Origin of the sequence: Nocardioides sp. GCM10030259 (genome assembly GCF_042666375.1) — a bacterium.
Lineage (GTDB): Bacteria > Actinomycetota > Actinomycetes > Propionibacteriales > Nocardioidaceae > Nocardioides.
In genome coordinates this window covers 448,036-473,253 of the sequence record NZ_JBHTDF010000005.1, presented here as the reverse complement: position 1 = coordinate 473,253, position 25,218 = coordinate 448,036, and the positions used below count along the sequence as shown (strand labels likewise).

Below are 25,218 nucleotides of genomic sequence, written 5' to 3'. Positions count from 1 at the left end.
ATGACCAGTATCGCCGACTTCATCGCCCGGCTCCCGAAGGCCGAGCTGCACGTCCACCACGTCGGCTCGGCGTCGCCGCGGATCGTGTCGGAGCTGGCCCAGCGGCACCCGGGCACGGTGCCGAGCGACCCCGGCGAGCTCCGACGCTTCTTCGAGTTCCGCGACTTCGGGCACTTCATCGAGGTCTACCTCGCCGTGGTCGGGCTGATCCGTACGCCGGAGGACATCCGCTACCTGACCCACGAGGTCGGGCGCGAGATGGCGGTCGGGCAGGGGCTCCGGTACGCCGAGCTCACGTGCACGCCGTACACCTCGGTGCGGCCGGACGCCGACGACCTCGGCATGCCCATCGAGGCCTACACCGAGGCGATCGAGGACGCCCGCGTCGCCGTGGAGCGCGACTTCGGACTGGTCCTGCGCTGGATCTACGACATCCCCGGCGAGTCCGGGGTGCCGTCCGCCGACGCCACCCTCGCCTACGCCCTCGACCACCGCACCGACGCCCTCGTCGGCTTCGGGCTCGGTGGGCCGGAGGTCGGGGTGCCGCGGCCGCAGTTCCAGCCGCACTTCGACGCGGCGCGAGCCGCCGGGCTGCACAGCGTGCCGCACGCCGGGGAGACGACCGGGCCGGAGACGGTCTGGGACGCGGTGCGGCTGCTCGGAGCTGAGCGCATCGGCCACGGCACCTCGTCGGCACAGGACCCCGAGCTGCTCGCCCACCTCGCCGAGTCGGGCATCGCGCTCGAGGTCTGCCCGTCGTCGAACATCGCCACCCGAGCCGTGACCCGCCTCGAGGAGCACCCGATCCGTGCCTTCCGCGACGCCGGCGTCACGATCACCGTCAACTCCGACGACCCTCCGATGTTCAACACGACGCTGTGCCGGGAGTACGAGCTCGCCGCCGAGCTGCTCGGGCTCGACGAGGCGGGCGTCGCCGATCTGGCGCGCGACGCCGTACGCGCGTCCTTCGCGGAGGACGCCGTGAAGACCCGGATCCTCGGCGAGATCGACGAGTACGTCGCGTCGGCGGCTGCGCCGGAGAAGTAATAGGCCCCGCGAGCTCATACCAAGCGGGGCCAGGTCCTTTCTATCCCGTCGGCGTCCGGATTCCCGGTATTGACGAGCGTGTCGAACCCGTCACAGCGGCGCGCGCGGAGGCATAAGGTGTCGAGCATGTCGACCCCTCCGATCCGCGTAGCCGTGGTCAACGACTACGAGATCGTGGTCGCCGGCATCGCGGCGATGCTGGCGCCGTACCAGGACCAGGTGACCGTGGTGGAGCTCGACTCGTCGCTGCCGGTGCTCAACCACGTCGACGTGATCCTGTACGACACGTTCGCGGCCGTGCAGGGCGACGGCGTCGACCTGGAGGACCTGGTGCAGGGGAGCAACGCCCGCGTGCTCATCTTCAGCTGGAACCTGCAGGACGATCTCGTCATGAGGGCTCTGGAGCGCGGTGCGGCCGGCTACCTCTCCAAGGGGCTCGCCGCCGACCAGATCGTCGCGGGCATCGAGGCAGCGCACCGCGGCGAGACCGTCGTGCCCCCGGCGTCCGCCGAGGTCGTGGACGAACCCGTCAACGGGGAGTGGCCCGGGCGCGAGATCGCCCTGAGCGCGCGCGAGTCGGAGGTGCTGGCCCTCATCACGCAGGGGCTGAGCAACCAGGAGATCGCCGACCGCACCTACCTGTCGATCAACTCGGTCAAGACCTACATCCGCACGGCCTACCGCAAGATCGACGTCAGCCGCCGCTCGCAGGCGGTCGCGTGGGGGATGACCCACGGCTTCGAGCCGGACCGGGTCCGGATCATCGCGCCGCACCGGCGCGACTGACCGTCCGGCCCGACCTGACACATGGCTGGGCGCCCCCGGCAGGACTCGAACCTGCGACCAGCGGATTAGAAGGCCGCTGCTCTATCCAGCTGAGCTACGGAGGCCGGAGGCGAGAGGGCACCGACATCCGGCGCTCCCACCGGGCGCAAGTATGCCCGACCGGGGCCGTGAGACTGCACCAAAGCCCTGTCGAAGGCACCGTCTCGACCGGCGTCGTCGGCGCGTCATCAGGTGGAGGTACGACGTCCGCGGGCGGGGGCGCTCGAATCGCCGGTCCGATGGCGAGACCGGTCGGGTCCCGCAGTCCTGACCACCATCACCGAACTCGCCCCCTTCCCTGGCCCTTCCGCGACCTCGGCCTCTGGGGAAGACGGCATTGAAACGCCTCAGTCCGGCGGCGCATCCAAAGATGGCGTTGGTCAGTTCCTTGACGTGACCGGCGCCACAACCTAGTGTCCTCGGCTATTGAAGCGTTTCATTTTTCGGTCGTCTCGGGAGCACCAATGAACATGAAGCGGAACGTTGCAGCGCGCGCTGCCGCGACTCTGACAGCAGTCGTCGTCGCGGTCTCGGGCACCGCCTCAGGCGCGGTTGCGGCGCCGGGTGGCGTCAGCGCCGTCGGCCACGAGGCCGGCCACGGCGACGTTGGCCACGGTGGCAGGTTGGGCGCACCGGTGCGGCTCCGGGCCGACGACCTGGTCGACCCGATCGGCATCGAGAACAGCGCACCGGAGCTGAGCTGGGAGTTCGCGGCCGGTGGCACGAACGCGCAGCAGACGGCCTACCAGGTGCGCGTCGCCTCCAGCCTGGCCGCGGTCCGCACGGGCCGCGCCGACCTGTGGGACTCGGGCAAGGTGACGTCCGCGGTCAACCACGGCGTGACCTACGCCGGGCGTGGCCTGGGCTCGCGCGCGGTCGCGTACTGGCAGGTGCGGGTCTGGGACCAGGCCGGCGGGGCCGGCGACTGGAGCGACCCGGCCAGCTGGGAGGTCGGCCTCGAGGGCGCCGACGACTGGCAGGGCCAGTGGATCGGCAACCCCGCTTGGGAAGCACGCGTCGCTCGCCCGATGGTCCTCGACGTCCGGAAGCAGACGGCGCGCTACGTCCGCATCGACACCACCTTCCTCGCCGGCTCCACCCAGGACCCGTTCGACTCCGACCTGAAGCTCCGGCTCCAGCTCGCCGAGGTCGAGGTGGTCGACAGCACCGCGCCCGCCACCAACCTGGCGCGCGGCGCGCAGGTGACCGCGTCCGAGTCCGACCCGGTCGACGGCAGCTTCGCGCCGTCGTACCTCACCGACGGGCAGCCACTCTCCGACGAGGCGCCCCGGGGCTACAGCAGCCCCGAGCACAGCTCGGGTGACGTCCAGGGGAACCCGATCAGGTTGACCCTCGACCTCGGCGAGGAGCGGACCTTCGACCGCGTGCTCGTGTACCCGCGCTCGGACCTGGAGGACCAGTTCCACCGCACGGCCAACTACCCGCGAGACATGACGGTCAGCATCGCCACCACCGGCTCCGACTACCAGAGCGTGCGCACGTTCACCCGACAGGAGCCGCCCACGGCACGGCGGACCAACCCGGCGGCGCTGCCCGTCTTCGCGAGGTCCTTCACACCGGATGCACCCGTGCGCCGGGCGCGGCTCTCCGTCACCGGCACCGGGATCTACGCCGCCCGGCTCAACGGGAGGCCCGTCTCCGACGCGGTGCTCGAGCCGCCGAACACCGACTTCGACCAGCAGCTCGTCGCGTCGACGTACGACGTCACCGACCTGCTCGGCAGAGGTGAGAACCGGCTGACCGCCGAGCTCGGGTCGGGCATGGGCAGCGTCTCTCGCCCGGCCTCCAACCGGTTCCAGTACCTCGGCAACGACTACGGTCCGCCCCGACTCCTCGCGCAGCTGGAGCTGACCCTGGCCGACGGCAGCCGACAGGTGATCGGCACCGACGGCTCGTGGAGGACGACGCTCGGGCCGACGACCTCCGCCAACTGGTACGGCGGCGAGGACTACGACCAGCGCCGCGACCCGACCGGATGGCGCAGCCCGGGTGGCGACCTGTCCTCGTGGAGCGACGCGGTCACCACCGGCGCGCCGGCCGGAGACCCGGAGATCGTGGGTCCCACCGCGCCGCCGATCACGCAGGTCGACGCCATCCGCGCGGTCAGCGTCACCAACCCGGAGGCCGGCACCTACATCGTCGACTTCGGGGTCAACGTCGCCGGCTGGCCGCAGCTGACCGTCGACGGAGCGGCCGGCACCGAGGTGCGGATGTACCCCGCCGAGCAGCTCGACAAGGACGGCACCGTCCTGCAGACCGGCTGGAGCGGCCGCAACCGGGTCTGGGACCAGGTGACCCTCGCGGGCAGTGGCCCGCTGACCTGGCACCCCCAGTTCAACTACCACGGCTTCCGCTACCTGGAGCTGACCGGGCTGACCGAGGCACCCGAGCCGTCCGACTTCACCGCGCTGGTGCTGCGCACGGCCGATGAGAACGCCGGCTCGTTCTCCTCGTCCGACGCGTTGCTCAACGACATCCACGCGATCCAGAACCGGGCCATGCAGAGCAACATGTACTCGGTCTTCACCGACTGCCCCCACCGGGAGAAGCTGGGCTGGCTCGACCAGATCAACCTGGTCTACGACTCGCTCAGCAAGAACTACGACGTCGAGGCGCACTACCGCAAGGTCCTGCGCGACATGGCCGATGCGCAGACGGACTCCGGGCTGATCCCCGACATCACGCCCGAGTACACCGAGTTCGTGGAGTGGAACCGCGGCTACCGCGACGACCCCAACTGGGGCGGCAGCATCATCCTGGCGCCGTGGCAGCTGTACCGGACCTACGGCAACACCGACATGATGCGCACGTACTACCCCAACATGCAGCGCTACCTCGACTACCTCACGTCGCGAGCCGACGGCCACATCGTCGGCGAAGGGCTGGGGGACTGGATCGCGCTCGACACCACCACGCCGCTGACGCTGGTGGGCACGCAGGCCTACTACCGTCTCGCCACCACCCTCGCCGAGGTCGCCGAGGCGCTCGGCAGGAGTGACGACGCGGCGCGGTACTCGGGCCTGGCCGGGCAGATCCGCGATGCGTTCAACGCGACGTTCTTCGACTCCGCCACGGGCGACTACGGCCCGGGCAACCAGGCGAGCAACGGGCTCGCGCTCGATGCGGGCCTGGTCCCCGCCGGGGACGAGGAGCGCGTGCTGGCGAACCTGGTCGACAGCATCCGCGCGGACGACAACCACCTCCAGGTGGGCGAGGTCGCGCTGCCGGCGATCCTGAAGACGCTTGCGGCACACGGTCGCGACGACGTCATCTACGACCTGGCGACCCAGACGACCTTCCCCAGCTACGGCTACCTGGTGAAGACGGGCTCGACCTCGATGCCCGAAGCGTGGACCGGCATGACCAAGTCGGGCGCCCAGAACCACTACATGCTCGCGGCGCTCGACGACTGGTTCTGGTCGGGCCTTGGCGGCATCGAGCAGGCCGAGGACTCCGTTGCCTGGCACGACCTGGTGATCTCGCCGGCCGTCGTGGGTGACCTGCGCAGCGCCGACGCGTCGTACCGCACGCCGCAGGGGCTCGTCAGCACCTCCTGGACCCGTGGCTCGACCGACCTCCGGCTCGATGTCGAGGTCCCGGGCAACACCACCGCGACGATCAGGGTGCCGCTCGACCGGCTCGGCGGTGCGAGCGCCAGGGTCACCGCAACCGGCGGCCTGAAGCCGATCAGCGTCGATGACGAGTACGCCACCTTCACCGCCGGCTCGGGGTCCTGGACCTTCCGCGCGACCGCGCAGCGCTGACCCCGGCCAACTCAACCGACACGACGAGCGACTCGAGGAGCTCCATGTCCGACCGCCATCTCGGGCGGCGCCGCCGGCGCCGTGCGGGCACAACTGCCCTGTCCGCGCTGATCGCAAGCTCCGCGGTTGCGCTCAGCACCCTCGCCGTCACGCCGTCCGCGGCGCCGGCCGCGTCCGCCCCGGCGGTCACGGCCGGCCCGGTCGCGCGGCTGCTCGCCGACTTCCAGGATCCGCCCGCGGCGTTCCGGCCGGTCTACCGCTACTGGCATCCCGGTGGCCGCATGGACCCCGCCACCCTGCGCACCGAGTTCCGCACCATCCGCGAGGGAGGTGGCGGCGGCGTCGAGCTCGCGAACTTCGTGCGCAACAACTCGGTCGCGCCGATCGCCGACTACGACGCCGACACCCAGGGCTTCGGCACGCCGGCGTGGCGGGACCGGTTCACCGACGCGGTCCGGATCGGACGCGAGGAGGGGCTGCAGGTCGACTCGACGTACACCTCCAAGTACTCCGCCAATCTCTCCACCGTCACCCCGGATGGTGCCGGGTCCGAGAAGGAGCTGTCGCTGACGAGCGTGCGGCTGGCGCCGGGCGAGGCGTACGCCGACGCGCTCCCTCGGCCGACCCTGCCGGCACCCGACGTCACCCGAGCCGACCTGGTCGCCGTCCGCGCCTACCCGTGTCCGTCCGGGTGCGACGCGACCACCCCGGTGATCGATCCGACCCGCTCCGTCGCCCTCACCGGGGCGGTCCACGACGACCGGCTCGCCTGGCAGGCACCCGCGGGCGAGTCCCCGTGGGTCGTCGTCGCCTCCTGGATGCACGGCACCGGACAGCAGGTCGAGGGGGAGGAGACGCCGGGGAGCTCGTACCTGGTCGACCACTTCGGTCGCGCGGGCATCAAGGCAGTCGAGGACTTCTGGAACGACCGCGTCCTCGACGCGGAGCTCCGTCGTGAGCTCAGGGCGGACGGCGGGTCCCTCTTCTTCGACTCCCTCGAGCTCAACCGCAACGGGGAGCAGCTGCGGCACTGGACGCCCGACTTCATGCGCGAGTTCCGCGCGCGCCGGGGGTACGACGTCGAGCCCTACCTCCCGGTGCTCGCGCTCGCGAAGCCGCAGTACGACCTGCCCGGGTCGCTCGGCGCGCGCGTGCGCGAGGACTACCGGCGGACGCTCAACGACCTGTTCCGCGACGAGCACGTCCTGCCGCTCAAGCGGTTCGCCCACAGCCTCGGCCTCACGCTGCGCGGCCAGCCCTACAGCTCATGGGGTCCGGCGTTCGTCGACCCGATCGAGATCTGGTCGCTGCTCGACGTACCCGAGGGCGAGGACCGCTCCTTCGGCGGCGGAGCGCGGCAGGCGTTCATCGACACCCGCGGCGCCGACGCCTGGCGCAGCCTGGCCACCGCCGCCCACCTCAGCGGGGCCGACGAGGTGTCGACCGAGTGCTGTGCGTCCTTCGGGCGAGCACACCGGATCACCCGGCAGTTCCTGGTCTCGCACGTCAACCAGAACTTCTCCGTCGGCGTCAACCACGTCGTCTGGCACGGCTGGTCGCACAACGCTCCCGGCACCGCGGCCGGCTGGCCGGGATGGGCCGGCTTCGGCAACAACGGAGTCGACGACTCCTACGGCCCGCGCAACCCCACCTGGCCGGACGACATCCGCATCAACGACTACGTCGCCCGCAACCAGGTCGTGCTCCGCGCCGGCCAGCCGCGCACGGACGTCGCCTTCTACCACCAGCAGCCCGGCCACAGCTCCGGAGGCGTCACCGGGGAGCGCTACGTCGCCAGCACCGCGCTCGAACGGCGCGGCTACACCTACGGCTTCGTCAACGGCACCCTGCTCTCGGACCTCGAGGCCGACCACGGCGTGCTCGCGCCCGACGCTGACCGGTTCCGTGCCCTGGTCGTCGACCAGGAGACGACCATGTCGCCGCAATCCGCCGACCGCGTGCTGCGCATCGCCCGCGCCGGCGTACCGGTCGTGGTGGTGGGTACGCCGCCGACGCGTGCGATCGGCAACGCCCCGACGGCCGCCGACTCCGCCGTCGCTGCGTCGTTCGCGGCCCTGCGGGGCCGTCCCGGCGTGCGGTTCGTCGACGACGAGGACGCGGTGGTCGGTGCTCTGAGCGACCTCGGCGTGAGCCCGCGCGCGTCGTTCACGGACGCCGCCGGCCTGGTCGGCGTGCAGCGCGACCTCGGCACGGCCAGCGCCTACTACTGGTACAACCAGTCCGCCCAGCGGGCGCAGCCGACCGTGACGATCCCCGGCAACCAGATCCCCTACGTGCTCGATGCGTGGACGGGGACCGTGACTCCCGCGACGGACTACCGCAGCAGCGGCGGCGGCACCGAGGTCACCCTCGACGTGGCCTCCGGTGACGCGGTCATCCTGCTGACCAGTCCTCGGCCGGTCGCGGGGGCACAACAGCCCGTTGCGGTGACCAGCACCGCCGACGCGCCGCCGGCGCAGAGCCTGGACAGCTGGACCCTCGACGTCGAGTCGTGGCACCAGGGCTCCGGCCCGCAGGACACCGCTGTCACCGAGCTGCCGACCCGGTCGGTGACCGCCGGCGCGAACGGGACCCTGCCGGCCTGGAACCAGATCTCCGGCCTGGAGCCGGTCTCCGGGGTCGGGCGGTACCAGACGACGTTCGAGGTCTCCGGAGCTCCCGGTACCGGTGCCTACCTCGACCTCGGGACCGTCACGACGACCTACCGAGTCGAGGTCAACGGCCACGCGCTGCCGCCGCTCGACCAGATCGACACGAGTCGCATCGACCTCGGCCCGTGGCTCCGCCCGGGGAGCAACGAGCTGACCGTGACCGTCGCGACCATGCTCGGCAACGCGATCGCCGGGAGGGGCTCGGATCCGTACGGCCTGCGCGGCCCGGTCCGACTGCAGCCGTACATCAACCAAGGAGGAGCAGAACAGTGATGCATCAGCACCAGCTCGCCCGCCGCGGTGTCCTCAAGGGCCTGGCCGTTGCCGGGTCGGCGACCCTCATGACCAGGGTGCTTGCCGCCGAGTCCGCTGCGGCGGCGGCGCCGTCCCGCGCCCGAGGGATCGACCGCAAGGCGCTCGTGTCCCGGCACCGTGTGGTCCGCCACGAGAGCGACCTCCAGCTGCCGATCCAGGTCGGCAACGGCCGGTTCGCCTTCGGCGCCGATGTCACGGGTCTGCAGACCTTCCTCGCCTTCAACACCCTGTCCGACTGGGGCTGGCACGAGGACGCGCTGCCTCCCGGCAAGCAGGTCTCCGACTTCAAGGGTCGGATCTGGGAGACCTACGGTCGCGACGTCTGGTACTGGACCCACGCCGACGGGGAGCCCGAGCTCTACAACTGGCTGCGGGAGAACCCGCAGCGGGCCAACCTCGGGCGACTCGGCCTGCGGCTGGTCAAGGCTGACGGCACGGAGGCGGTCGAGTCGGACCTCACCGACGTCGAGCAGGTGCTGGACCCGTGGACCGGGGTGCTGCGCAGCAGGTTCCGGCTCGAGGGCCACCAGGTCACCGTCGAGACCGCCTGCCATCCCGGCGAGGACGCGGTCGGCGTACGCATCGACTCGGACCTGGTCAGGACCGGCCGGCTCTCGGCGTTCATCGACTTCCCGTACGCCATGACCACGGGGAGCCAGAAGTTCTCGGCGCCGTTCGTCGGCTTCTGGGACCGACCCGAGCGGCACACGACCGCCATGACGCGGCGCGGCCGGTCGGCCCGGATCACGCACACCATGGACGACACGGAGTACCAGGTCGGCCTCGACCTGCCCGGCGGGGCTGAGATCACCCGCCTGGACCCGGACCGGCACCGCTACCAGATCGTCGGCCGCGGCAACCGCCTCGACCTGACGGCGCTCTTCGCCCCCGAGGTGACGAGCGCGGCTCCGTCGGCCGAGGACGTCGTCGCCGCCAGTGAGGAGTGGTGGCCCCGGTTCTGGCGGACCGGCGGAGCCGTCGACCTGTCGCAGAGCGCAGATCCTCGCTGGCACGAGCTCGAGCGGCGCATCGTCCTCAGCCAGTACCACCTCGCGGTCAACGACGCCGGCAACGACCCGGCGCAGGAGTCCGGGCTGGTCAACAACGGCTGGTACGGCAAGTTCCACATGGAGATGTACTGGTGGCACTCCTTCCACTACGGCCTGTGGAACCGCTGGCCGCTGCTCGACCGGAGCACCGACGTCTACGAGCGGTTCCTCCCGCACGCCCGAGACCTCGCCGCGTCGCAGGGCTTCCGTGGCGCGCGGTGGCCGAAGATGACGACGACGTACGGCGACGCGATCGGCCGTGAGTCGCCGGGCACCCCGACCTGCCTGTTGATCTGGCAGCAGCCGCACCCGTTGTTCCTCGCCGAGATGGACTACCAGGCCCACCCGAGCCGCGCCACGCTGCGCAAGTGGGAGACGGTGGTCCACGAGACCGCGGAGTTCATGGCCTCCTTCGCCAACCGCGAGGAGGGGACCGGCCGATTCGTGATCGGGCCGCCGATCATGTGCTGCAACGAGCGCAACCCGTCCGAGTCGACCATGAACCCGACCTTCGAGCTGTCCTACTGGAAGTTCGGGCTTCGCGTCGCCCAGCAGTGGCGCGAGCGCCTCGGCCGGGCGCGGGATGCCACCTGGGACGAGATCCTCGACCACCTGGCACCGCTGCCGGTCGAGGATGGTGTCTACGTGCTCTACGAGGACGTTCCGAACATGTGGACCGAGCGCAACACCAACCACCCCGACCCGATCGCGCCGTTCGGCATGCTGCCCGGCGACGGCGTCGATCTCGAGACGATGCGGGCGACCAGCCAAAGAGTCAACGAGACCTGGCCGGTCACGGACCTCTACAGCTGGGACTTCCCACTGCTCTCCATGAACGCCGCCCGCCTCGGCGACCCGGGGAGCGCGGTCGACAACCTGCTCCACGAGCGGCTCGGCTTCACCGACACCGGGCTCCCGGCGAGCGGCAAGAGCGGCGTGCCGTCGCCGTACTTCCCCTCGGCCGGTGGGCTGCTCTACGCCGTCGCGATGATGTGCGCCGGCTGGGCGGACTCGCCCGAAGGCGTCCCGGGCGCCACCGGTACGCCGGGGCCCGGCGGCTCCGCCCCGGGATTCCCGACCGACGGCTGGACGGTCGTCTGGGAGGGCCTCACGCCCGCCCTCTGAGCGACCCGTCGGCAGCCGCACGCAGGGGGCGCCATCGGGCGCGAGATCCGGAGGCGAACGACCTCACCCGAACGGGGTGACGCGCGGTCGCGGAGGCGTTCGTAGTCTCCGAGCTGAAGGTCGCCTGGCGATGCCGGGCACTACCGCGGAGGTGGCCATGCCCGACCAGCCGAACATCCTGATCATCTGGGGTGACGACATCGGGATCAGCAACCTGAGCTGCTACACCGATGGTCTGATGGGGTATCGCACCCCGAACATCGACCGGATCGCCCAGGAAGGGGCCCGGTTCACCGACTACTACGGCGAGCAGAGCTGCACGGCGGGCCGGGCGGCGTTCATCACCGGCCAGAACCCGTACCGGACCGGGCTGACGAAGGTGGGCATGCCCGGTGCCGACATCGGGTTGCAGGCCGAGGATCCCACCATCGCGACGGCGCTGAAGGCGCTCGGGTACGCCACCGGCCAGTTCGGCAAGAACCACTTCGGTGATCGCGATGAGTTCCTTCCCACGGTGCATGGCTTCGACGAGTTCTTCGGCAACCTCTACCACCTCAACGCGGAGGAGGAGCCGGAGCACGTCGACTATCCGGACGCGGACGAGTTCCCGGACTTCCGCCGGCGCTTCGGCCCGCGCGGGGTCATCCACTCCTGGGCGAACGGGGATGGCACGCAGCGCATCGAGGACACCGGGCCGTTGACCAAGGAGAGAATGAAGACCATCGACGACGAGGTGGTCCCCGAGGCGCTGCGCTTCATGTCGGAGGCGAAGGCGTCGGGCACCCCGTTCTTCGTCTGGCTCAACACCACCCACATGCACTTCCGAACGCACACCAAGGACGGCAGCCGCGGCAAGGCCGGTCGATGGCAGTCGGCGTACCACGACACGATGTGCGACCACGACGAGCTGGTCGGCGAGGTGCTGGGCTTCCTCGACGACCAGGGGCTCGCCGACGACACGATCGTCATGTACTCCACCGACAACGGGCCGCACATGAACTCCTGGCCGGACGCCGGCATGACGCCGTTCCGGAACGAGAAGAACTCGAACTGGGAGGGCGCCTATCGGGTCCCGGCGGTGATCCGCTGGCCGGGCCGGATCCCCGCCGGCACGGTCCTGAACGGGATCGTCAGCCACAACGACTGGTTCGTCACCCTGGTGGCCGCGGCCGGCGACACCGACGTCGCCGAGCGGCTCCGGGCAGGCACGGACCTGAACGGCCGGACGTTCCAGGTGCACCTGGACGGTCACAACCAGCTCGACTACGTGACCGGGGCGTCGGACACCAGTCCGCGCCAGCACTTCTTCTACGTCTCCGACGACGGGGACCTCACCGCAATGCGCTTCGACAACTGGAAGTTCGTGTTCCTGGAGCAGCGTGCGCCGGGCACGCTGCGGGTGTGGGCCGAGCCCTACACCGAGCTGCGGGTGCCGAAGATCTTCAATCTGCGCACCGATCCCTACGAGCGGGCTGACATCACGTCCAACACCTACTACGACTGGGTGCTGGACCATGCGTACCTGGTGATTCCGGCCCAGGCGTACGTCGCGAAGATGCTCGAGACCCTCGCCGGGTTCCCGGCGCGCCAGGAGCCCGCGAGCTTCAGCATCGACCGAGCGCTGGAGAAGCTCCGGGCCGGCGTCCCGAGCTCGTGACCACGGGTGTGAGATGACCAGGCCGGCACGGACGCGCCGCAGGCCGAGTACGTCGGTCGCGCTGCCGGGAGGCGTGTTCACGATGGGCTCCGACAGGCACTATCCCGAGGAGCGGCCATGCCATCGCGTGCATGTGGGCGCCTTCTCGATCGATCCGGTCCCGGTGACGAACGACCGGTTCACCGAGTTCGTCGACGCGACCGGTCATGTGACGGTGGCCGAGCGGGAGCTGGATCCCGCCGACTTTCCGGGCGCGCCGCCGGAGAACCTCGAGCCGGGATCGATGGTGTTCACCCCGACCGAGGGGCCCGTCGACCTGCGGCACCTCAGCCAGTGGTGGACCTGGACGCCGGGCGCCTGTTGGTTGCGGCCGGAAGGACCCGGTAGCTCGGTGAAGCGACGTGGTGACCACCCGGTCGTCCACGTCGCCTACGAGGACGCCCGCGCGTACGCCACCTGGGTCGGCGCCGACCTGCCCACCGAGGCGGAGTGGGAGTACGCCGCCCGGGGCGGCCGGGAGGGCGCGACGTACACGTGGGGAGACGAGCCGCGACCCGGCGGCCGGATCATGGCGAACACCTGGGACGGCCCGGACTTCCCCTGGCGCAGCACGCGCGAGAGCGGTTGGGTCCGAACGTCCCCGGTCGGGAGCTTCCCGGCCAACGGATTCGGGCTCTTCGACATGGCCGGGAACGTCTGGGAGTGGACCGACGACTGGTGGAGCAGCCGCCATCCCGAGGACGCAGCGTCGGCATGCTGCGTCCCCACCGACCCCCGCGGCGGCGACATCGACGCCAGCTACGACCCGGCCCAGCCGCAGTTCCGGATCGGACGGAAGGTCGTCAAGGGTGGCTCGCACCTGTGTGCCGACACCTACTGCCTGCGCTACCGGCCCGCAGCGCGGCGTCCCCAGATGATCGACACGGGGATGAGCCATGTCGGGTTCCGGTGCGTCCGCCGAGCAACCGCACCGGGGAGTGATCAGCCATGACCATGCCGGACCTGGTCCTGCCCTCCTGGCGTCCGGGCGGGACCCGCGACGCCGTCCTGGGGTTCCTCGAGCAGGCGTCGACCGTTCCGGAGCGCGACCGGGTGGCGTGCTTCGACAACGACGGCACGCTCTGGTGCGAGCGCCCGAACTACGTCCAGCTGGAGTTCTTCCTGGATGCCCTCGGCACGCGGGTCCACGCGGACCCCGCGCTCGGGGAGAAGCCCGAGTTCGCCGCCCTCTTGGGTGGCGACGAGGCCGCCATCGGCGAGCTGGGGCTCCCGCGCATCGCGCTCGCCCTGACCGGACTGTTCGCGGGCATGCCTCCCCACGAGTTCGGCGACCGGGTGCGCGCGTTCATGGCCACCGCCACCCACTCGACGCTGAACCGCCCGCTACGGGCCACCGTGTATCAACCCATGCTCGAGCTCATGGCCGAGCTCAGGCGGCACGGCTTCACCGTCACGATCGTCTCCGGCGGAGGAACCGAGTTCGTCCGCGCTCTCAGCCACGACCTCTATGCAGTCCCGCCGGAGGCCGTGGTCGGCACCCTCATCGACTACGACTACGAATCAGGGGCGGAGGGCCCGGCCCTGCGTCGGTCCACCCGTCTGATCGGCGACGCGAACGAGGGAGCGGCCAAGGTCAGGAACATCCAGACCTTGCTCGGCCGACGGCCGATCGTTGCGGCAGGCAACTCCGGCGGGGACCGGGAGATGCTCGAGTGGGCCCGCGCCGGCGCCGAGCCGTCGCTGGCCCTCCTCGTCGACCACGACGACGACGAGCGTGAGTTCCGCTACGAGAGCCGGGCCGGGTCGTTCGCCGAGACCGAGTCGATCGTCGATGTCGGTCGCCGGTCGGGCTGGACCGTGGTCAGCATGGCCAACGACTGGAACGCCGTCTTCCCTGCCAGCCAGGGGTAGTCGGGGCGTCCATCACCTTGGGGGGACTGTCGCGTGGACCTCGAGACCGGACTGCGGGCGCTCCTGGTCGTGTCCGTCGTGTCGGCGGCTGCGCCGTTCGTGTGTGCGCTGCTCGCCAGGCTGCGGATCCCCCAGGTGGTCGTCCTCATCGTCGGAGGGGTGCTGATCGGCCCCGAGGTCCTGGGGTTGGCGGAGCAGGACTCGATCACGCTGGTCGCCAACGTCGGGCTGGGATTCCTGTTCCTGCTGGCCGGGTACGAGCTCGAGCTCGGACACTTCCGGGAGCGGAGCGGCCGACTCGCGACCGCCGGGTGGCTGACCAGCGCCGCCGTGTCGGTCGCGGTCACCGGGGTGCTGGCAGCCAGCGGCTTCGTGCACGCCTTCGTCCCGGTCGCATTGGCCCTCACCACCACGGCGCTGGGGACGTTGCTCCCGATCCTGCGCGACAACCACATGCTGGAGGGGTCGCTCGGACGCTTCATCATGCCCGCCGGCGCCGTCGGCGAGTTCTTCCCGATCGTCGGCATCGCCGTCTTCCTGGGTTCCAAGGGTCGCCTGTACGGCCTGCTGTCGCTCGTCGTGATGTGTGCAGTGGCGCTCGGCCTCGCGTGGCTGCCGCGGCTCGCCCGGCTCGACCGGATCGGAGCGATCTCCCGGCAGCGCGAGAACACGACGTCGCAGACCACGCTACGGCTGACCGTGATGCTGCTGTTCGGACTTCTGGTGTTCGCCAGCGACTTCGGGCTCGACGTGGTGCTCGGCGCCTTCCTCGCCGGGGTGGTCCTGCGCCGCTGGGCCCCGGGTGACGTGGAGGCGCTGGAGGGCAAGCTCGACGCAGTCGGCTACGGGTTCTTCATCCCGGTGTTCTTCGTCTCCTCCGGGATGGGCCTGGACCTCGACTCGATCGCGGAGGCGCCGGCTCGGCTGGTGGTGTTCTTCCTCCTGCTGCTGGCGGTGCGTGGGCTCCCGTCGCTCGTCCTCTACCGCCGCGACCTCGCCGCGCGCGAGCGGGTGCAGATGACACTGCTGACCGCCACGTCGCTGCCGCTGCTGGTGGCGCTCTCGGAGGTGGGGCTGGCGAGCGGCGAGATGCTGCCCGAGAACGCCGCCGCCCTGGTCGGCGCGGGCGTCCTCTCCGTGATGGTCTTCCCCGGCCTCGCGGTCGCCCTCGACCGTCCTCGATCTGAGCACGACACGCGGGTCCCGTTCCCGCGCCGCGACGACGGCGAGACGACCCCGTCTGGACCGGCCTGATCGGCGCGTCATCCATTTGCGGTACGACGTCCGCGGGCGAGCCGGGACCGTCCCGGTCTTTCGGGATGCTGAACGGCAGGTGGATACTTCACGTTGTGGCCTCTCCCGGGCGACCGGAGGAGGCAACATGGGTACCCCCTTCTCGGGGACGAGGTCCCGACAACACTGGACAGACGAGAGCATGCGAACGATCCGAACCTTGAGGCTCCTGGCGACAGGGACGCTGGTCGCCGTGTGCCTCTCCGTCCCGGCGCACACTGCGGGCACGCTCGTTGCCGCTCCGGCCGAGGACGACACCACCGTCGACGCGCTGCCGGATCCGATCGTCTCTCCGATGCCCATCGTGCCGTCGCTCGACGGGCCGGTGGCCGCGGGCCGGATGGTCCGGCGGCCGGTGCTCGCTCGCTCCGCGGCGACCGACCCGGGAGTCGTGCCGAGCCTCGCGCTCTCGGCGTACCAGCGTGCCGCGGCCGTGATCGCCGAGGTCGACCCCGACTGCGGGCTCACCTGGACGCTGCTCGCCGCGATCGGGTCCATCGAGTCCGACCACGGACGCCACGGCGGCTCCGTGATGGGTGACGACGGCGTCTCCGACCCGCTCATCCTCGGACCCCTGCTGAACGGCGAGGGGGCGGTCGCCGCCGTCGCCGACACCGACGGGGGGCTGGTCGACGGCAACCAGCGCTGGGACCGCGCGGTCGGACCCATGCAGATCCTGCCGTCGACGTGGGCGACCATCGGCGTGGACGCCGACGGCGACGGCCTTCGCTCCGCCGACGACATCGACGACGCGGCCCTGGGCGCGGCGGTCTACCTCTGCGGCGCCCCCGGCGACCTCACCTCACCGCGAGGGATGCGCGTGGCGCTGCTGCGCTACAACCCGTCGACGTCGTACGCCAACGCGGTGGTCGATCTCGCGCGCGAGCTCGAGAACGGGTCCGGCCTGCTGCCGGGCCTCGACACCGTGGCGCTCGCGTCGCCGGTGCTCCCGGTGGCCGACCTCCTCCCCACCGGTCCCGAGCACGAGGGCCGCGACGGACCGAAGACCCAGCACGAGGCCGACGACCCGACCGAGGGCCAGACGGACGGCACGAAGGACGGCCCGAAGGGCACGGGAGGCCGGGGCGACCAGGCCGACGAGCCCGACGAGGCGGACAGGCCGGCCAAGCCCGACATGGACAGCAAGGGCGGGAACGACGGCGGCAAGGACGATCCGCGTCCGCCGTCGACGCCGGCGAAGTCGCCGGCGAAGTCGCCGGCCCCGGCGCCGCAGCCCGCACCGGACCCGGCTCCCGCCCCGACGCCGTCCCCGACTCCGACGCCCACCCCCGAGCCCGAGCCGGAGCCCGAGCCGGAGCCGGAGCCCGAGCCGGAGCCGACGACCCAGGTGCTCACCGGGGCGCTCACCAACCGCGGCACGGAGACAGAGCCGTCCTGGTACGTCGGTGAGGTCCGGGTGGATGTCGGCGATGCCGAGATGCTGGCGACCCAGGCGCTCGCGGACTTCGACGGCGACGGGACGACCGAGACCAACGCGATCGAGCTCGCCGGGCTCGTGGACACCGCGGTGACGTTCACCGCGTCGGTGCCCCCCGAGGGTCAGCTGCCGGTGGTGCTCCGGATCGGGGAGCTCGCCTACCGGAGCGAGTGACGGCGCTCAGAGCACCGTCTGCGTTCCGACCAGGGCGGTGATCGCCGAGGTCAGCGCTGTGCTGCCGGCGATGAACGCGCCCGTCCCCAGGACGCCGACCGCACGACGCGTGCGCGTGGCCCCGGGAGGGAACACCGCCGTGCGCAGGCGGGCCAGGCCGCTGCCGAGAGCGTGGAGGACCCGTCGTGCCCACGCGTACTCGAGTGCCAGCAGCGCGAAGCCGAGTGCGATCACCACGAGCCCGGGGCCGGGGAGCACCAGCATCGTGGTGCCCGCGAGGACGATGAGCGGACCGCCGACGGTGACCAGCACCTTGACGGCCACGGCGCGCACCGGACCGGCCTCGGACCACTGCTCAACGCGGGTCAACAGGGCGTGGGCTCGCGGTGAGAGTGAGTGCGCCATGATCCGAGGGTCCCAGCCCGGCCTGAGAGCGACCTGAGTCGCCGCCGGTTTGGATCCCTGCTCGCCCCGACCTACCGTCGTGGGGGTCCCGGCACTCCGGGACCGTCCGTCGTCACGCCGAGCCCTGTCCGGCGGCGGTCTGAACCGACAGCACCAGGACAGGGACGGGGGACCCACGTCTCCGGGTCGTCCGACGACCCTTGGGGTGCAGCCGCCACGGCGGCCGGGCACGACTCCGCCCGAACCCGACAGCTAACTCCGCAGGCGTCGAGGAGATCACCATGCGCATGCGCACTCTTGCGTCCGCGGCTGCCCTCACGGCGGCCACGCTGGCTCCGGTCGTCGCCGTCCAGGCGCCGGGCGAGGCCGCCACGAAGCGCACCTGGGAGCGGTTGGCCCAGTGCGAGTCCGGTGGCCGTTGGCACATCGCCACCGGCAACGGCTACTTCGGTGGCCTGCAGATCAGCCCGAGCACCTGGCGGGGGTACGGCGGACGCCACTTCGCCCGACTGCCGCACGGCGCCACCAAGGGCGAGCAGATCGCGATCGCCGAGCGGATCAAGCGCGGCCAGGGCTGGGGTGCCTGGCCGGCCTGCTCCTCGCGGATCGGCCTTCGCTGAGCCCGTCGTAGCTGTAACGGGGTGTTAGGGCGACTGCCGACCCGGTATGACGGGTCCGCAGCTGCCACAACACCCCGTTACAGCTGGTGGGCGACCCCGGACAGGCGTGGACGGGTCAGCCGCGCAGGCGGCCCATCCACTCCTCGACGTCGGCCGACGTGCGGGGGAGTGCGGCCGACAGGTTCGTCGAGCCGTCGGCCGTGACGAGGATGTCGTCCTCGATGCGGATGCCGATGCCGCGCAGCTCCTCGGGGACGAGCAGGTCGTCCTCCTGGAAGTACAGGCCCGGCTCGACGGTGAGCACCATGCCCTCGGCGAGCGTGCCCTCGGCGTACGCCTCCGGCGCCGCCTGACCGCAGTCGTGCACGTCCATGCCGAGCATGTGGCTGGTGCCGTGGAGGGTCCAGCGGGCGTAGACGCGGCTCTCCGGGTCGAGCGCCTCCTCGACGGAGACCGGCAGCAGCTTCAGGTCGGCCAGGCCGTGCGCGAGCACCTCCATCGCGGCGTTGTGGGCGGCCCGGAAGGGAACGTCCGGCCGCACCGCTTCGATGCCGGCCTGCTGCGCGGCGTACACGAGGTCGTAGAGGTCGCGCTGCAGGTCGGTGAAGCGGCCGTCGACCGGCAGCGTGCGGGTGACGTCGGCGGTGTAGAGCGAGCGGTTCTCGACACCCATGTCGAGGAGGACGAGCTCACCGGGCGTGATCGGGCCGGTGTTGTCGATCCAGTGCAGCGTGGTCGCGTGCTTGCCGCCGCCGACGATCGAGTCGTAGCCGATGTCGTTGCCCATCGCCCGGGCGCGACGGAAGAACGTGCCCTCGATCCAGCGCTCCCCGAACTCGAGGACCCGGTCCCACTCGCGGACGGAGTCCTCGAAGCCGAGCGTGGTGACGTCGCAGGCCTCCTGGAGCTGCGCGACCTCCCAGTCGTCCTTGACCAGGCGCAGCTCGGAGGCGACGCGCGCGAAGTCGGCGTCGCGGGTCTCGTCGGCCGCGACCATCCGGTCGACGTGGTGGGAGATCCCCCGCAGCACCCGGGTCTTGCCGGTGCCCTGCAGCGCATGGTCGAGCTCGTCGATGTGCCGGACCTCGACGCCGAGCGAGTCGGACATCTCCTTCAGCGACGGCCGGCGGCCGACCCACAGCTCGCCGTACTGCCGGTCGCGGAAGAACTCGTCGGTCTCGCGTGAGGAGCGCGGCCGCGCGTAGAGGACGGCCTCGGCGTCGGCGATGACCAGCACGGCGTCGCTGGTCTGGTTGCCGGAGAAGTAGGTGTGGGCGGTGTCGGGCCGGAACCGGTAGTCGGTGTCGTTGGCGCGCACCTTGAACGTGCCGGCCGGCAGGACAAGCCGCTCGCCCGGGAACGCCTCGGCCAGCCGCTGCCGGCGCTGGGCCGCGGGGCCGGCGACGTCCGCGCGGGGGAGGTCGAGCTCGCGGTCGCCCCAGCCCTCGCGCATGAATGCGGCGTACGCCGCCGGGACGGACGGGTCGTGGGACTCCGTGCTGGGCTCGGTGGTGTGGTCGCTCACGCCGCCACTGTACGCCGAGGGGACCGTCGCTCCACGTCCGCGCGATCGGCTCCGAGGGAGCGCCACCGATAGGCTGCCGCCATGTCCGGACCCCGCCGTGCCAACGCCGCCTCGTCGGTCGCGTTCACGGTGGTCGTCACGCTGCTGGTGGTCGTCGGCGCGCTGGTGATCCTGGCGATCCTGGCGCTGTCGGGGGCGCCGCGGAGCGTCGTCCTGGCCACCCTGCTCGCGGCCGTGCCGGTCGGCCCGATCGTCGCCTGCTACCTGTGGCTCGACCGCTACGAGCCCGAGCCGCGCTCACTGCTCGCGGCGGGCCTGCTGTGGGGCGGGTTCGTCGCCACGGCCGCCGCGATCGTGTTGCAGGGCATCGGTGGCGTGATGGCCGGCTTCACCGAGGGGCAGACCCTGGAGGTCGTCGCGCCGGTGACCGAGGAGGCGTCGAAGGGTCTCTTCCTCATCCTCCTGCTGTGGTGGCGCCGGGCCGAGCTCGACGGCGTCCTCGACGGCATCGTCTACGCCGGCATGGTCGGCGTCGGCTTCGCGTTCACCGAGAACATCCTCTACCTGGCCGCGGCGTACAACGGCACCGACGGACTGGGCCCCGGCGGCATCGAGGCGGTCACGACGACGTTCGTGCTGCGCTGCGTGATCAGCCCTTTCGCGCACCCGCTCTTCACGACGTTCATCGGCATCGGCGTCGGGCTCGCGGTCAGCTCTCGCGGCGCCGGGCGCGTGGCATGGCCGCTCGCCGGGTACGCCTGCGCCGTGGTCGCCCATGCAGTCTGGAACACCTCGACCGCCTACGGCCTCGGGAACTTCGCGCTCGCGTACGTCGTGCTGATGGCCCCGGCCCTGATCTCCGTGATCTGCCTGGCGGTGTGGTCGCGGCGCTCGGAGCAGCGGATGCTCGCGTCGGCGCTCTCCGACGCAGCCGCCCGCGGGCTGGTGCCCGCGACGGACATCGGCTGGGTCGTGAACCTCGAGGCGCGCCGTCGCAGCCGGGCCTTCGCCCGTGAGCGGGGCGGTCGCGCGGGCGAGCGTGCGATGCGCGACTACCAGCAAGCAGCCATCGAGCTCGGGTTCCTCCACTACCGTTACCTGCGAGGCACTCCGCCGCCCGACTATGCGGCGCGCGGTCAGCAGTTCCTCGAGAGGATCGACGCGCTCCGGCCGTCGATCGCCTTCCCCGGACAGGTGGTACCCACGAAATGAAGGCGTCCGCCGATGGTGACTCCCGCATGCTCACCGCGCTCGTGCGTCTGCACGACGCGCTCCAGGCTGCGCCGCTGCCTCTCGACGTACCCGGCGTGGCGCAGCTCAGGGACACCCGCCAGCAGCTGATCGACCAGCTCGAGGACTACGTGCTGCCCCGGCAGATGACCGTCGAGGCGCCGCTGCTGGCGGTGGTCGGCGGCTCCACCGGCGCCGGCAAGTCGACGCTCGTCAACTCGCTCGTCGGTCGGCGCGTCACCAACCCGGGCCTGCTGCGCCCGACGACGCGGTCCGCGGTGCTGGTGCACCACCCCGACGACGCGCAGTGGTTCGGCCAGGACCGGCTGCTGCCCGACCTGGTCCGCGTCCACGAGCACTCCGACGACCGGCACGCCCTGCAGCTGGTCCCCGCCGACACCATGCCTCCGGGTCTCGCGATCCTGGACGCGCCCGACGTCGACTCGGTCGAGGAGGCCAACCGCGTCCTCGCGCGACAGCTGCTCGCCGCGGCCGACCTGTGGCTGTTCGTCACGTCCGCGGCGCGCTACTCCGACCAGGTCCCGTGGGAGCACCTCAAGCAGGCCGCCGAGCGGTCGACCGCCGTGGCGATCGTCCTCGACCGGACGCCGGCCGACGCCGTACGCACCGTCGCCGCCCACCTGGCCCGGATGCTCGCCAGCCGCGGGCTCAAGGACTCCCCGCTCTTCACCGTCCCGGAGTCGACGGTCTCGCCCGAGGGGCTCCTCGACGCGTCGGCCGTCGCCGACGTGCGGGCCTGGCTGGACTCGCTCGCCGAGAACACCGACGCCCGGTCCGCGGTCGTCCGGCAGACCCTCGACGGCACCGTCCGCTCCCACGCCCGGCAGGCCCACGTGATCGCCGACGCGGTCACCCAGCAGGTCGCCGCCGAGGCCGCGTTGCGCGAGGCCGCGACCGCGGCGTACGACGAGGCCACGAAGCGCGCCGTCGCCGCCGCGACCGACGGCTCGCTGCTGCGCGGCGAGGCGGCCGCTCGGTGGCGCGAGTTCGCCGGCACCGGTGAGCTGCTGCGGTCGCTCGAGGGCCGCGTCGGCCTGATCCGCGACCGGCTCGTCAGCGCGGTCAGGGGCACGGGCCAGCAGGCCGACCGGGTCGCGGTGGCGATGGAGTCGGCCGTGGAGCTGATGGCGCTCGACCACGCCGAGCAGGCAGCCGCGGCCGCCACGGCCGCGTGGGAGGAGCAGGGCACCGCCGGCTCGCTGCTCGCCACCGACGACCTCGGGCGGGCCTCGCGCGGCCTGCGCCGCAACGTCGAGGGCGAGGTCCGGGACTGGCAGCAGCACCTGACCGACCTGGTGAAGGCCGACGACGCCGACCGGCGTACCGCTCGCTACCTGGCGTACGGCGCCCGCGGGCTGGCCGTCACACTCGCGGTCACCGTGCTCGCCGACAGCGCGCCCGAGGGTTCCCGCGGCGACGCCGAGCTCGGCCGCACCCTGCTGGACGCCGTCTTCGGCGCCGAGGCGTCGGCCCAGCTGGTGCAACGCGGACGCGCCGACCTGGAGCGTCGCGTCACGTCGCTCTTCGACTCCGAGCGCCGCCGTCACCTGGGCCTGCTCGACGGCCTCGGCATCGACGGCGACGCCGCCCGGCAGGTGCGGGACGCGGCCCGACGCGTCGACGACCGCCGGTTCGAGCAGAGCCGCCGCGACGAGGCGCCGCTCACCCAGGAGAAGTAGGAAAGGCCCGATTCCGGGTACAGAGCCCCCCAGGCCCTAGGCTTGGGCCTGCACGACAACACCGGCGACGCCCTGCTGCGGGCAGGTCGAGGGAGAAGATGACGTCCTTGCTCGAGGGGACCGGCCGACTGGTCACCCGCGGTACCGACATCGGTTCCCGCATCGACGGCCTCGACGACGCGGCGCGTGCCGCCCGGGGCCGCATCGACGACGCGATCGTCGACGACTGCGTCGACGTGGTCGAGCGTGCCGCCGGCCGGCTCCGGCTGTCGGCGGCACACACGGTCGTCGGCATCGCCGGCGCGACGGGGTCGGGCAAGTCCTCGACGTTCAACGCGCTGACCGGCCTCGAGCTGTCCGCGGTCGGCGTACGCCGCCCGACGACGTCGTGGGCCAGCGCCTGCGTCTGGGGGCGTGAGGGCGCCGACGAGCTGCTCGACTGGCTCGGCATCCCGCCGCGCCACCAGACCACCCGCGACTCCATGCTCGACAACGGACGGCGCGACCAGCAGGCCGAGCTCGACGGCGTCGTGCTGCTCGACCTGCCCGACCACGACTCCACCGAGGTCTCCCACCACCTCGAGGTCGACCGGCTGATCTCCCTCGCCGACCTGCTCGTGTGGGTCGTCGACCCGCAGAAGTACGCCGACGCCGCGCTCCACGACCGCTACCTCAAGCCGGCGGTCGAGCAGCAGGACATCATGCTCGTGGTCCTCAACCACATCGACACGGTGCCCCAGGAGCGCCGGCAGTCGATGCTCGACGACATCCGACGGCTGCTCGACGACGACGGGCTGGAGCGGGTGCCGGTGCTGCCGGTCAGCGCCCGGCTCGGCACCGGCATCCCCGAGCTGCGTGCGGAGATCGCCCGCCGGTCCGCGGAGAAGAAGGCGACCCGCGGCCGCCTCGACGCCGACCTCCGCTCGGTCGCCGGCCGGCTCGCCGAGGCCAACGGCGACGCCCCGACCCGGGTCGTCGAGCCCGCGCGCGTGGCGGCGCTCGACGATGCCTTCGCGGAGGCGGCCGGCGTGCCCGTCGTGGTCGACGCCGTCGACCGCTCGATGCGCCAGCGCGGCAACCGCGCCACCGGATGGCCGATCCTCGGCTGGATCTCCGGCATGAAGGCCGACCCTCTCAAGCGCCTCGACCTCGACCTCGGCGCGGAGGGGAGCCAGCTCAGCGGCCGCTCCCGCACCGCGCTGCCCGAGGCGACCCAGGTCCAGCGGGCGCGCGTCGACGACGAGGTCCGCACGTTCGCGGACGACCTGACCTCCGGGATGACCCGGCCGTGGGTCGATGCCGTACGCCGGGCCGCCGGCTCGCGCCTCGGCGACCTCGGCGACCGGCTCGACCAGGCCCTGGCCGGCACCGACCTCGGGGTCGCCAGGCTGCCCGGCTGGATGCACCTGGTGCGCGTCCTGCAGTGGCTGCTGCTCCTCGCCGCGCTGGCCGGCCTCGGCTGGACCGGCGCGCTGGCCGGCATGGGCCAGCTCGACGACGCCGACACCCCTCAGGTGGCCGGGGTGCCCGTCGCGCTCCTGCTGCTGGGCGGCGGCATCGTCCTCGGCATCCTGCTGGGCATCTTCGCGCGGATCTCGGTCGCCCGGGCCGCCGGCAACCGGGCGCGCCTGGCCGACGAGCGAATGCGCGACGCCGTCAACGGGGTCACCCACGAGCTGGTCGTCGAGCCGGTCGAGGCGGAGCTCGCGGCGTACGCCGCCGTGCGGGGCGGCGTCGACCGCGCGCTCGCCTGACCGAGGCTGATCCGCCGCCCGCACCTGTAACGGGGTGTTGTGGCATCTCCTCACCCGTCATACCGGGGCGGTAGACGCCCTGACACCCCGTTACAGCCGGCTCGAGCTCCGGCAGTCCGCCCGCAGGAGGGCCCGCTCTCCGTCCACAGGACGCCTCCCGACGTCGTTGTCCCCAGGCTCGTCCGGCTGGTGCCGCCGATGTCGGCGCCGGCCCGTTGTCTCGAACCGTCCACCCGGATCGAGACAAGGAGACCCACATGTCCGACAGCACCATCACCATCCGCGGCTGGCTCGGCGGCGACGTCACGACGCGCGAGGCCGCCGGCGTACCCGTCGCGAGCTTCCGGCTGGCGTGCACGCCGCGGAAGTTCAACCGACGCACCGAGACGTGGTCCGACGGCCAGACGCAGTGGTACACCGTGAACGTCTGGCGCGGCCTCGCCGAGAACTGCGCCTCGTCCCTGCGTCGCGGCGACCCGGTCATCGTGCACGGCCGCCTCGAGACCCGCACCTACGTCAACAGCGACCGCGTCGAGGTGCTCGCGTTCGAGATCGACGCCGTCCACGTCGGCCACGACCTCAGCCGGGGCACCAGCCAGTTCACGCGCGCGCAGCGCAGCGACCCCGCAGCCGCGGCCTCGAGCTCGGCCCCGACCTCCGAGGAGGTGACGCCGGAGCAGGCCGCCTGACCCC

17 protein-coding genes, 1 tRNA gene and 1 riboswitch are annotated in these 25,218 nt (G+C 71.8%); of the genes, 15 read left to right on the top strand and 3 right to left on the bottom strand.

What is annotated here, in order from left to right:
• Positions 1 to 1,047 carry an adenosine deaminase gene (locus ACFQQI_RS06780; protein ID WP_378559824.1) on the top strand — a complete coding sequence of 349 codons (1,047 nt, stop codon included), beginning with the start codon at positions 1 to 3 and terminating at the stop codon, positions 1,045 to 1,047.
• Between the two features lie 126 nt (positions 1,048 to 1,173).
• The gene (locus ACFQQI_RS06775) at positions 1,174 to 1,833 is read left to right on the top strand and encodes a DNA-binding response regulator (RefSeq protein WP_378559821.1); all 660 of its coding nucleotides are present in this window, start codon (positions 1,174 to 1,176) and stop codon (positions 1,831 to 1,833) included.
• A gap of 30 nt (positions 1,834 to 1,863) precedes the next feature.
• On the opposite strand, the gene ACFQQI_RS06770 is transcribed toward ACFQQI_RS06775, so the two are convergent.
• Positions 1,864 to 1,937: transfer RNA gene (locus ACFQQI_RS06770), tRNA-Arg, on the bottom strand.
• A 558-nt stretch (positions 1,938 to 2,495) separates the two neighbouring features.
• Here ACFQQI_RS06770 and ACFQQI_RS06765 point away from each other — a divergent pair.
• From ACFQQI_RS06765 to ACFQQI_RS06730, 8 genes are all read left to right on the top strand, one after another.
• A complete protein-coding gene (locus ACFQQI_RS06765; protein ID WP_378559818.1) occupies positions 2,496 to 5,657 on the top strand; it encodes a family 78 glycoside hydrolase catalytic domain in 3,162 nt (1,053 codons plus the stop codon).
• Positions 5,658 to 5,701: 44 nt separating this feature from the next.
• The gene (locus ACFQQI_RS06760) at positions 5,702 to 8,602 is read left to right on the top strand and encodes a glycosyl hydrolase (RefSeq protein ID WP_378559815.1); all 2,901 of its coding nucleotides are present in this window, start codon (positions 5,702 to 5,704) and stop codon (positions 8,600 to 8,602) included.
• A complete protein-coding gene (locus tag ACFQQI_RS06755; RefSeq protein WP_378559812.1) occupies positions 8,602 to 10,818 on the top strand; it encodes a hypothetical protein in 2,217 nt (738 codons plus the stop codon). The genes ACFQQI_RS06760 and ACFQQI_RS06755 overlap by 1 nt, the downstream gene beginning before the upstream one ends.
• Before the next feature lie 157 nt (positions 10,819 to 10,975).
• Complete coding sequence (locus ACFQQI_RS06750; RefSeq protein WP_378559809.1) at positions 10,976 to 12,475, top strand: arylsulfatase; 1,500 nt, start codon at positions 10,976 to 10,978, stop codon at positions 12,473 to 12,475.
• A gap of 13 nt (positions 12,476 to 12,488) precedes the next feature.
• Positions 12,489 to 13,466 carry a formylglycine-generating enzyme family protein gene (locus ACFQQI_RS06745; protein ID WP_378559806.1) on the top strand — a complete coding sequence of 326 codons (978 nt, stop codon included), beginning with the start codon at positions 12,489 to 12,491 and terminating at the stop codon, positions 13,464 to 13,466.
• Entirely contained in the window at positions 13,463 to 14,386 is a 924-nt protein-coding gene (locus tag ACFQQI_RS06740) for an HAD family hydrolase (RefSeq protein WP_378559803.1), read from the top strand. Before ACFQQI_RS06745 ends, ACFQQI_RS06740 begins: the two co-directional genes overlap by 4 nt.
• Before the next feature lie 33 nt (positions 14,387 to 14,419).
• Positions 14,420 to 15,640 carry a cation:proton antiporter gene (locus ACFQQI_RS06735; RefSeq protein ID WP_378559800.1) on the top strand — a complete coding sequence of 407 codons (1,221 nt, stop codon included), beginning with the start codon at positions 14,420 to 14,422 and terminating at the stop codon, positions 15,638 to 15,640.
• 199 nt (positions 15,641 to 15,839) lie between these two features.
• The gene (locus ACFQQI_RS06730; protein WP_378559797.1) at positions 15,840 to 17,291 is read left to right on the top strand and encodes a lytic transglycosylase domain-containing protein; all 1,452 of its coding nucleotides are present in this window, start codon (positions 15,840 to 15,842) and stop codon (positions 17,289 to 17,291) included.
• A gap of 6 nt (positions 17,292 to 17,297) precedes the next feature.
• Here the strand turns inward: ACFQQI_RS06730 and ACFQQI_RS06725 are convergent, their stop codons facing one another.
• Positions 17,298 to 17,696 (bottom strand): PGPGW domain-containing protein, encoded by a 399-nt coding sequence (locus ACFQQI_RS06725; RefSeq protein WP_378559794.1) that lies wholly within the window; start codon positions 17,694 to 17,696, stop codon positions 17,298 to 17,300.
• 135 nt (positions 17,697 to 17,831) lie between these two features.
• A riboswitch (cyclic di-AMP (ydaO/yuaA leader) is annotated at positions 17,832 to 17,978 on the top strand.
• Here ACFQQI_RS06725 and ACFQQI_RS06720 point away from each other — a divergent pair.
• Positions 17,978 to 18,316: a transglycosylase family protein gene (locus ACFQQI_RS06720; RefSeq protein ID WP_378559792.1), complete on the top strand. Its 339-nt coding sequence runs from the start codon at positions 17,978 to 17,980 to the stop codon at positions 18,314 to 18,316. It overlaps the preceding riboswitch by 1 nt.
• 115 nt (positions 18,317 to 18,431) lie before the next feature.
• Here ACFQQI_RS06720 and ACFQQI_RS06715 read toward each other — a convergent pair whose 3' ends face one another.
• Complete coding sequence (locus ACFQQI_RS06715) at positions 18,432 to 19,841, bottom strand: aminopeptidase P family protein (protein ID WP_378559789.1); 1,410 nt, start codon at positions 19,839 to 19,841, stop codon at positions 18,432 to 18,434.
• Between the two features lie 81 nt (positions 19,842 to 19,922).
• Between ACFQQI_RS06715 and ACFQQI_RS06710 the strand changes: the two genes are divergently transcribed.
• From ACFQQI_RS06710 to ssb, 4 genes are all read left to right on the top strand, one after another.
• On the top strand, positions 19,923 to 21,053 hold the full coding sequence (locus ACFQQI_RS06710) for a PrsW family intramembrane metalloprotease (protein ID WP_378559786.1): 1,131 nt from the start codon (positions 19,923 to 19,925) through the stop codon (positions 21,051 to 21,053).
• A 26-nt stretch (positions 21,054 to 21,079) separates the two neighbouring features.
• On the top strand, positions 21,080 to 22,771 hold the full coding sequence (locus ACFQQI_RS06705) for a dynamin family protein (RefSeq protein WP_378559783.1): 1,692 nt from the start codon (positions 21,080 to 21,082) through the stop codon (positions 22,769 to 22,771).
• Positions 22,772 to 22,869: 98 nt separating this feature from the next.
• Positions 22,870 to 24,525 carry a GTPase gene (locus ACFQQI_RS06700; protein ID WP_378559780.1) on the top strand — a complete coding sequence of 552 codons (1,656 nt, stop codon included), beginning with the start codon at positions 22,870 to 22,872 and terminating at the stop codon, positions 24,523 to 24,525.
• Positions 24,526 to 24,782: 257 nt separating this feature from the next.
• Positions 24,783 to 25,214, top strand: a complete 432-nt coding sequence (gene ssb / locus ACFQQI_RS06695) for a single-stranded DNA-binding protein (RefSeq protein WP_378559777.1) — start codon at positions 24,783 to 24,785, stop codon at positions 25,212 to 25,214.
• Positions 25,215 to 25,218: the final 4 nt, after the last annotated feature.

Coding starts and splice junctions, on each gene's coding strand:
- ACFQQI_RS06720 (WP_378559792.1), top strand. CDS start 17,978: ATGCGCATGCGCACTCTTGCGTCCGCGGCTGCCCTCACGGCGGCCACG.
- ACFQQI_RS06710 (WP_378559786.1), top strand. CDS start 19,923: ATGTCCGGACCCCGCCGTGCCAACGCCGCCTCGTCGGTCGCGTTCACG.
- ACFQQI_RS06775 (WP_378559821.1), top strand. CDS start 1,174: ATGTCGACCCCTCCGATCCGCGTAGCCGTGGTCAACGACTACGAGATC.
- ssb (WP_378559777.1), top strand. CDS start 24,783: ATGTCCGACAGCACCATCACCATCCGCGGCTGGCTCGGCGGCGACGTC.
- ACFQQI_RS06745 (WP_378559806.1), top strand. CDS start 12,489: ATGACCAGGCCGGCACGGACGCGCCGCAGGCCGAGTACGTCGGTCGCG.
- ACFQQI_RS06780 (WP_378559824.1), top strand. CDS start 1: ATGACCAGTATCGCCGACTTCATCGCCCGGCTCCCGAAGGCCGAGCTG.
- ACFQQI_RS06700 (WP_378559780.1), top strand. CDS start 22,870: ATGACGTCCTTGCTCGAGGGGACCGGCCGACTGGTCACCCGCGGTACC.
- ACFQQI_RS06705 (WP_378559783.1), top strand. CDS start 21,080: ATGCTCACCGCGCTCGTGCGTCTGCACGACGCGCTCCAGGCTGCGCCG.
- ACFQQI_RS06740 (WP_378559803.1), top strand. CDS start 13,463: ATGACCATGCCGGACCTGGTCCTGCCCTCCTGGCGTCCGGGCGGGACC.
- ACFQQI_RS06725 (WP_378559794.1), bottom strand. CDS start 17,696: ATGGCGCACTCACTCTCACCGCGAGCCCACGCCCTGTTGACCCGCGTT.
- ACFQQI_RS06750 (WP_378559809.1), top strand. CDS start 10,976: ATGCCCGACCAGCCGAACATCCTGATCATCTGGGGTGACGACATCGGG.
- ACFQQI_RS06755 (WP_378559812.1), top strand. CDS start 8,602: ATGCATCAGCACCAGCTCGCCCGCCGCGGTGTCCTCAAGGGCCTGGCC.
- ACFQQI_RS06760 (WP_378559815.1), top strand. CDS start 5,702: ATGTCCGACCGCCATCTCGGGCGGCGCCGCCGGCGCCGTGCGGGCACA.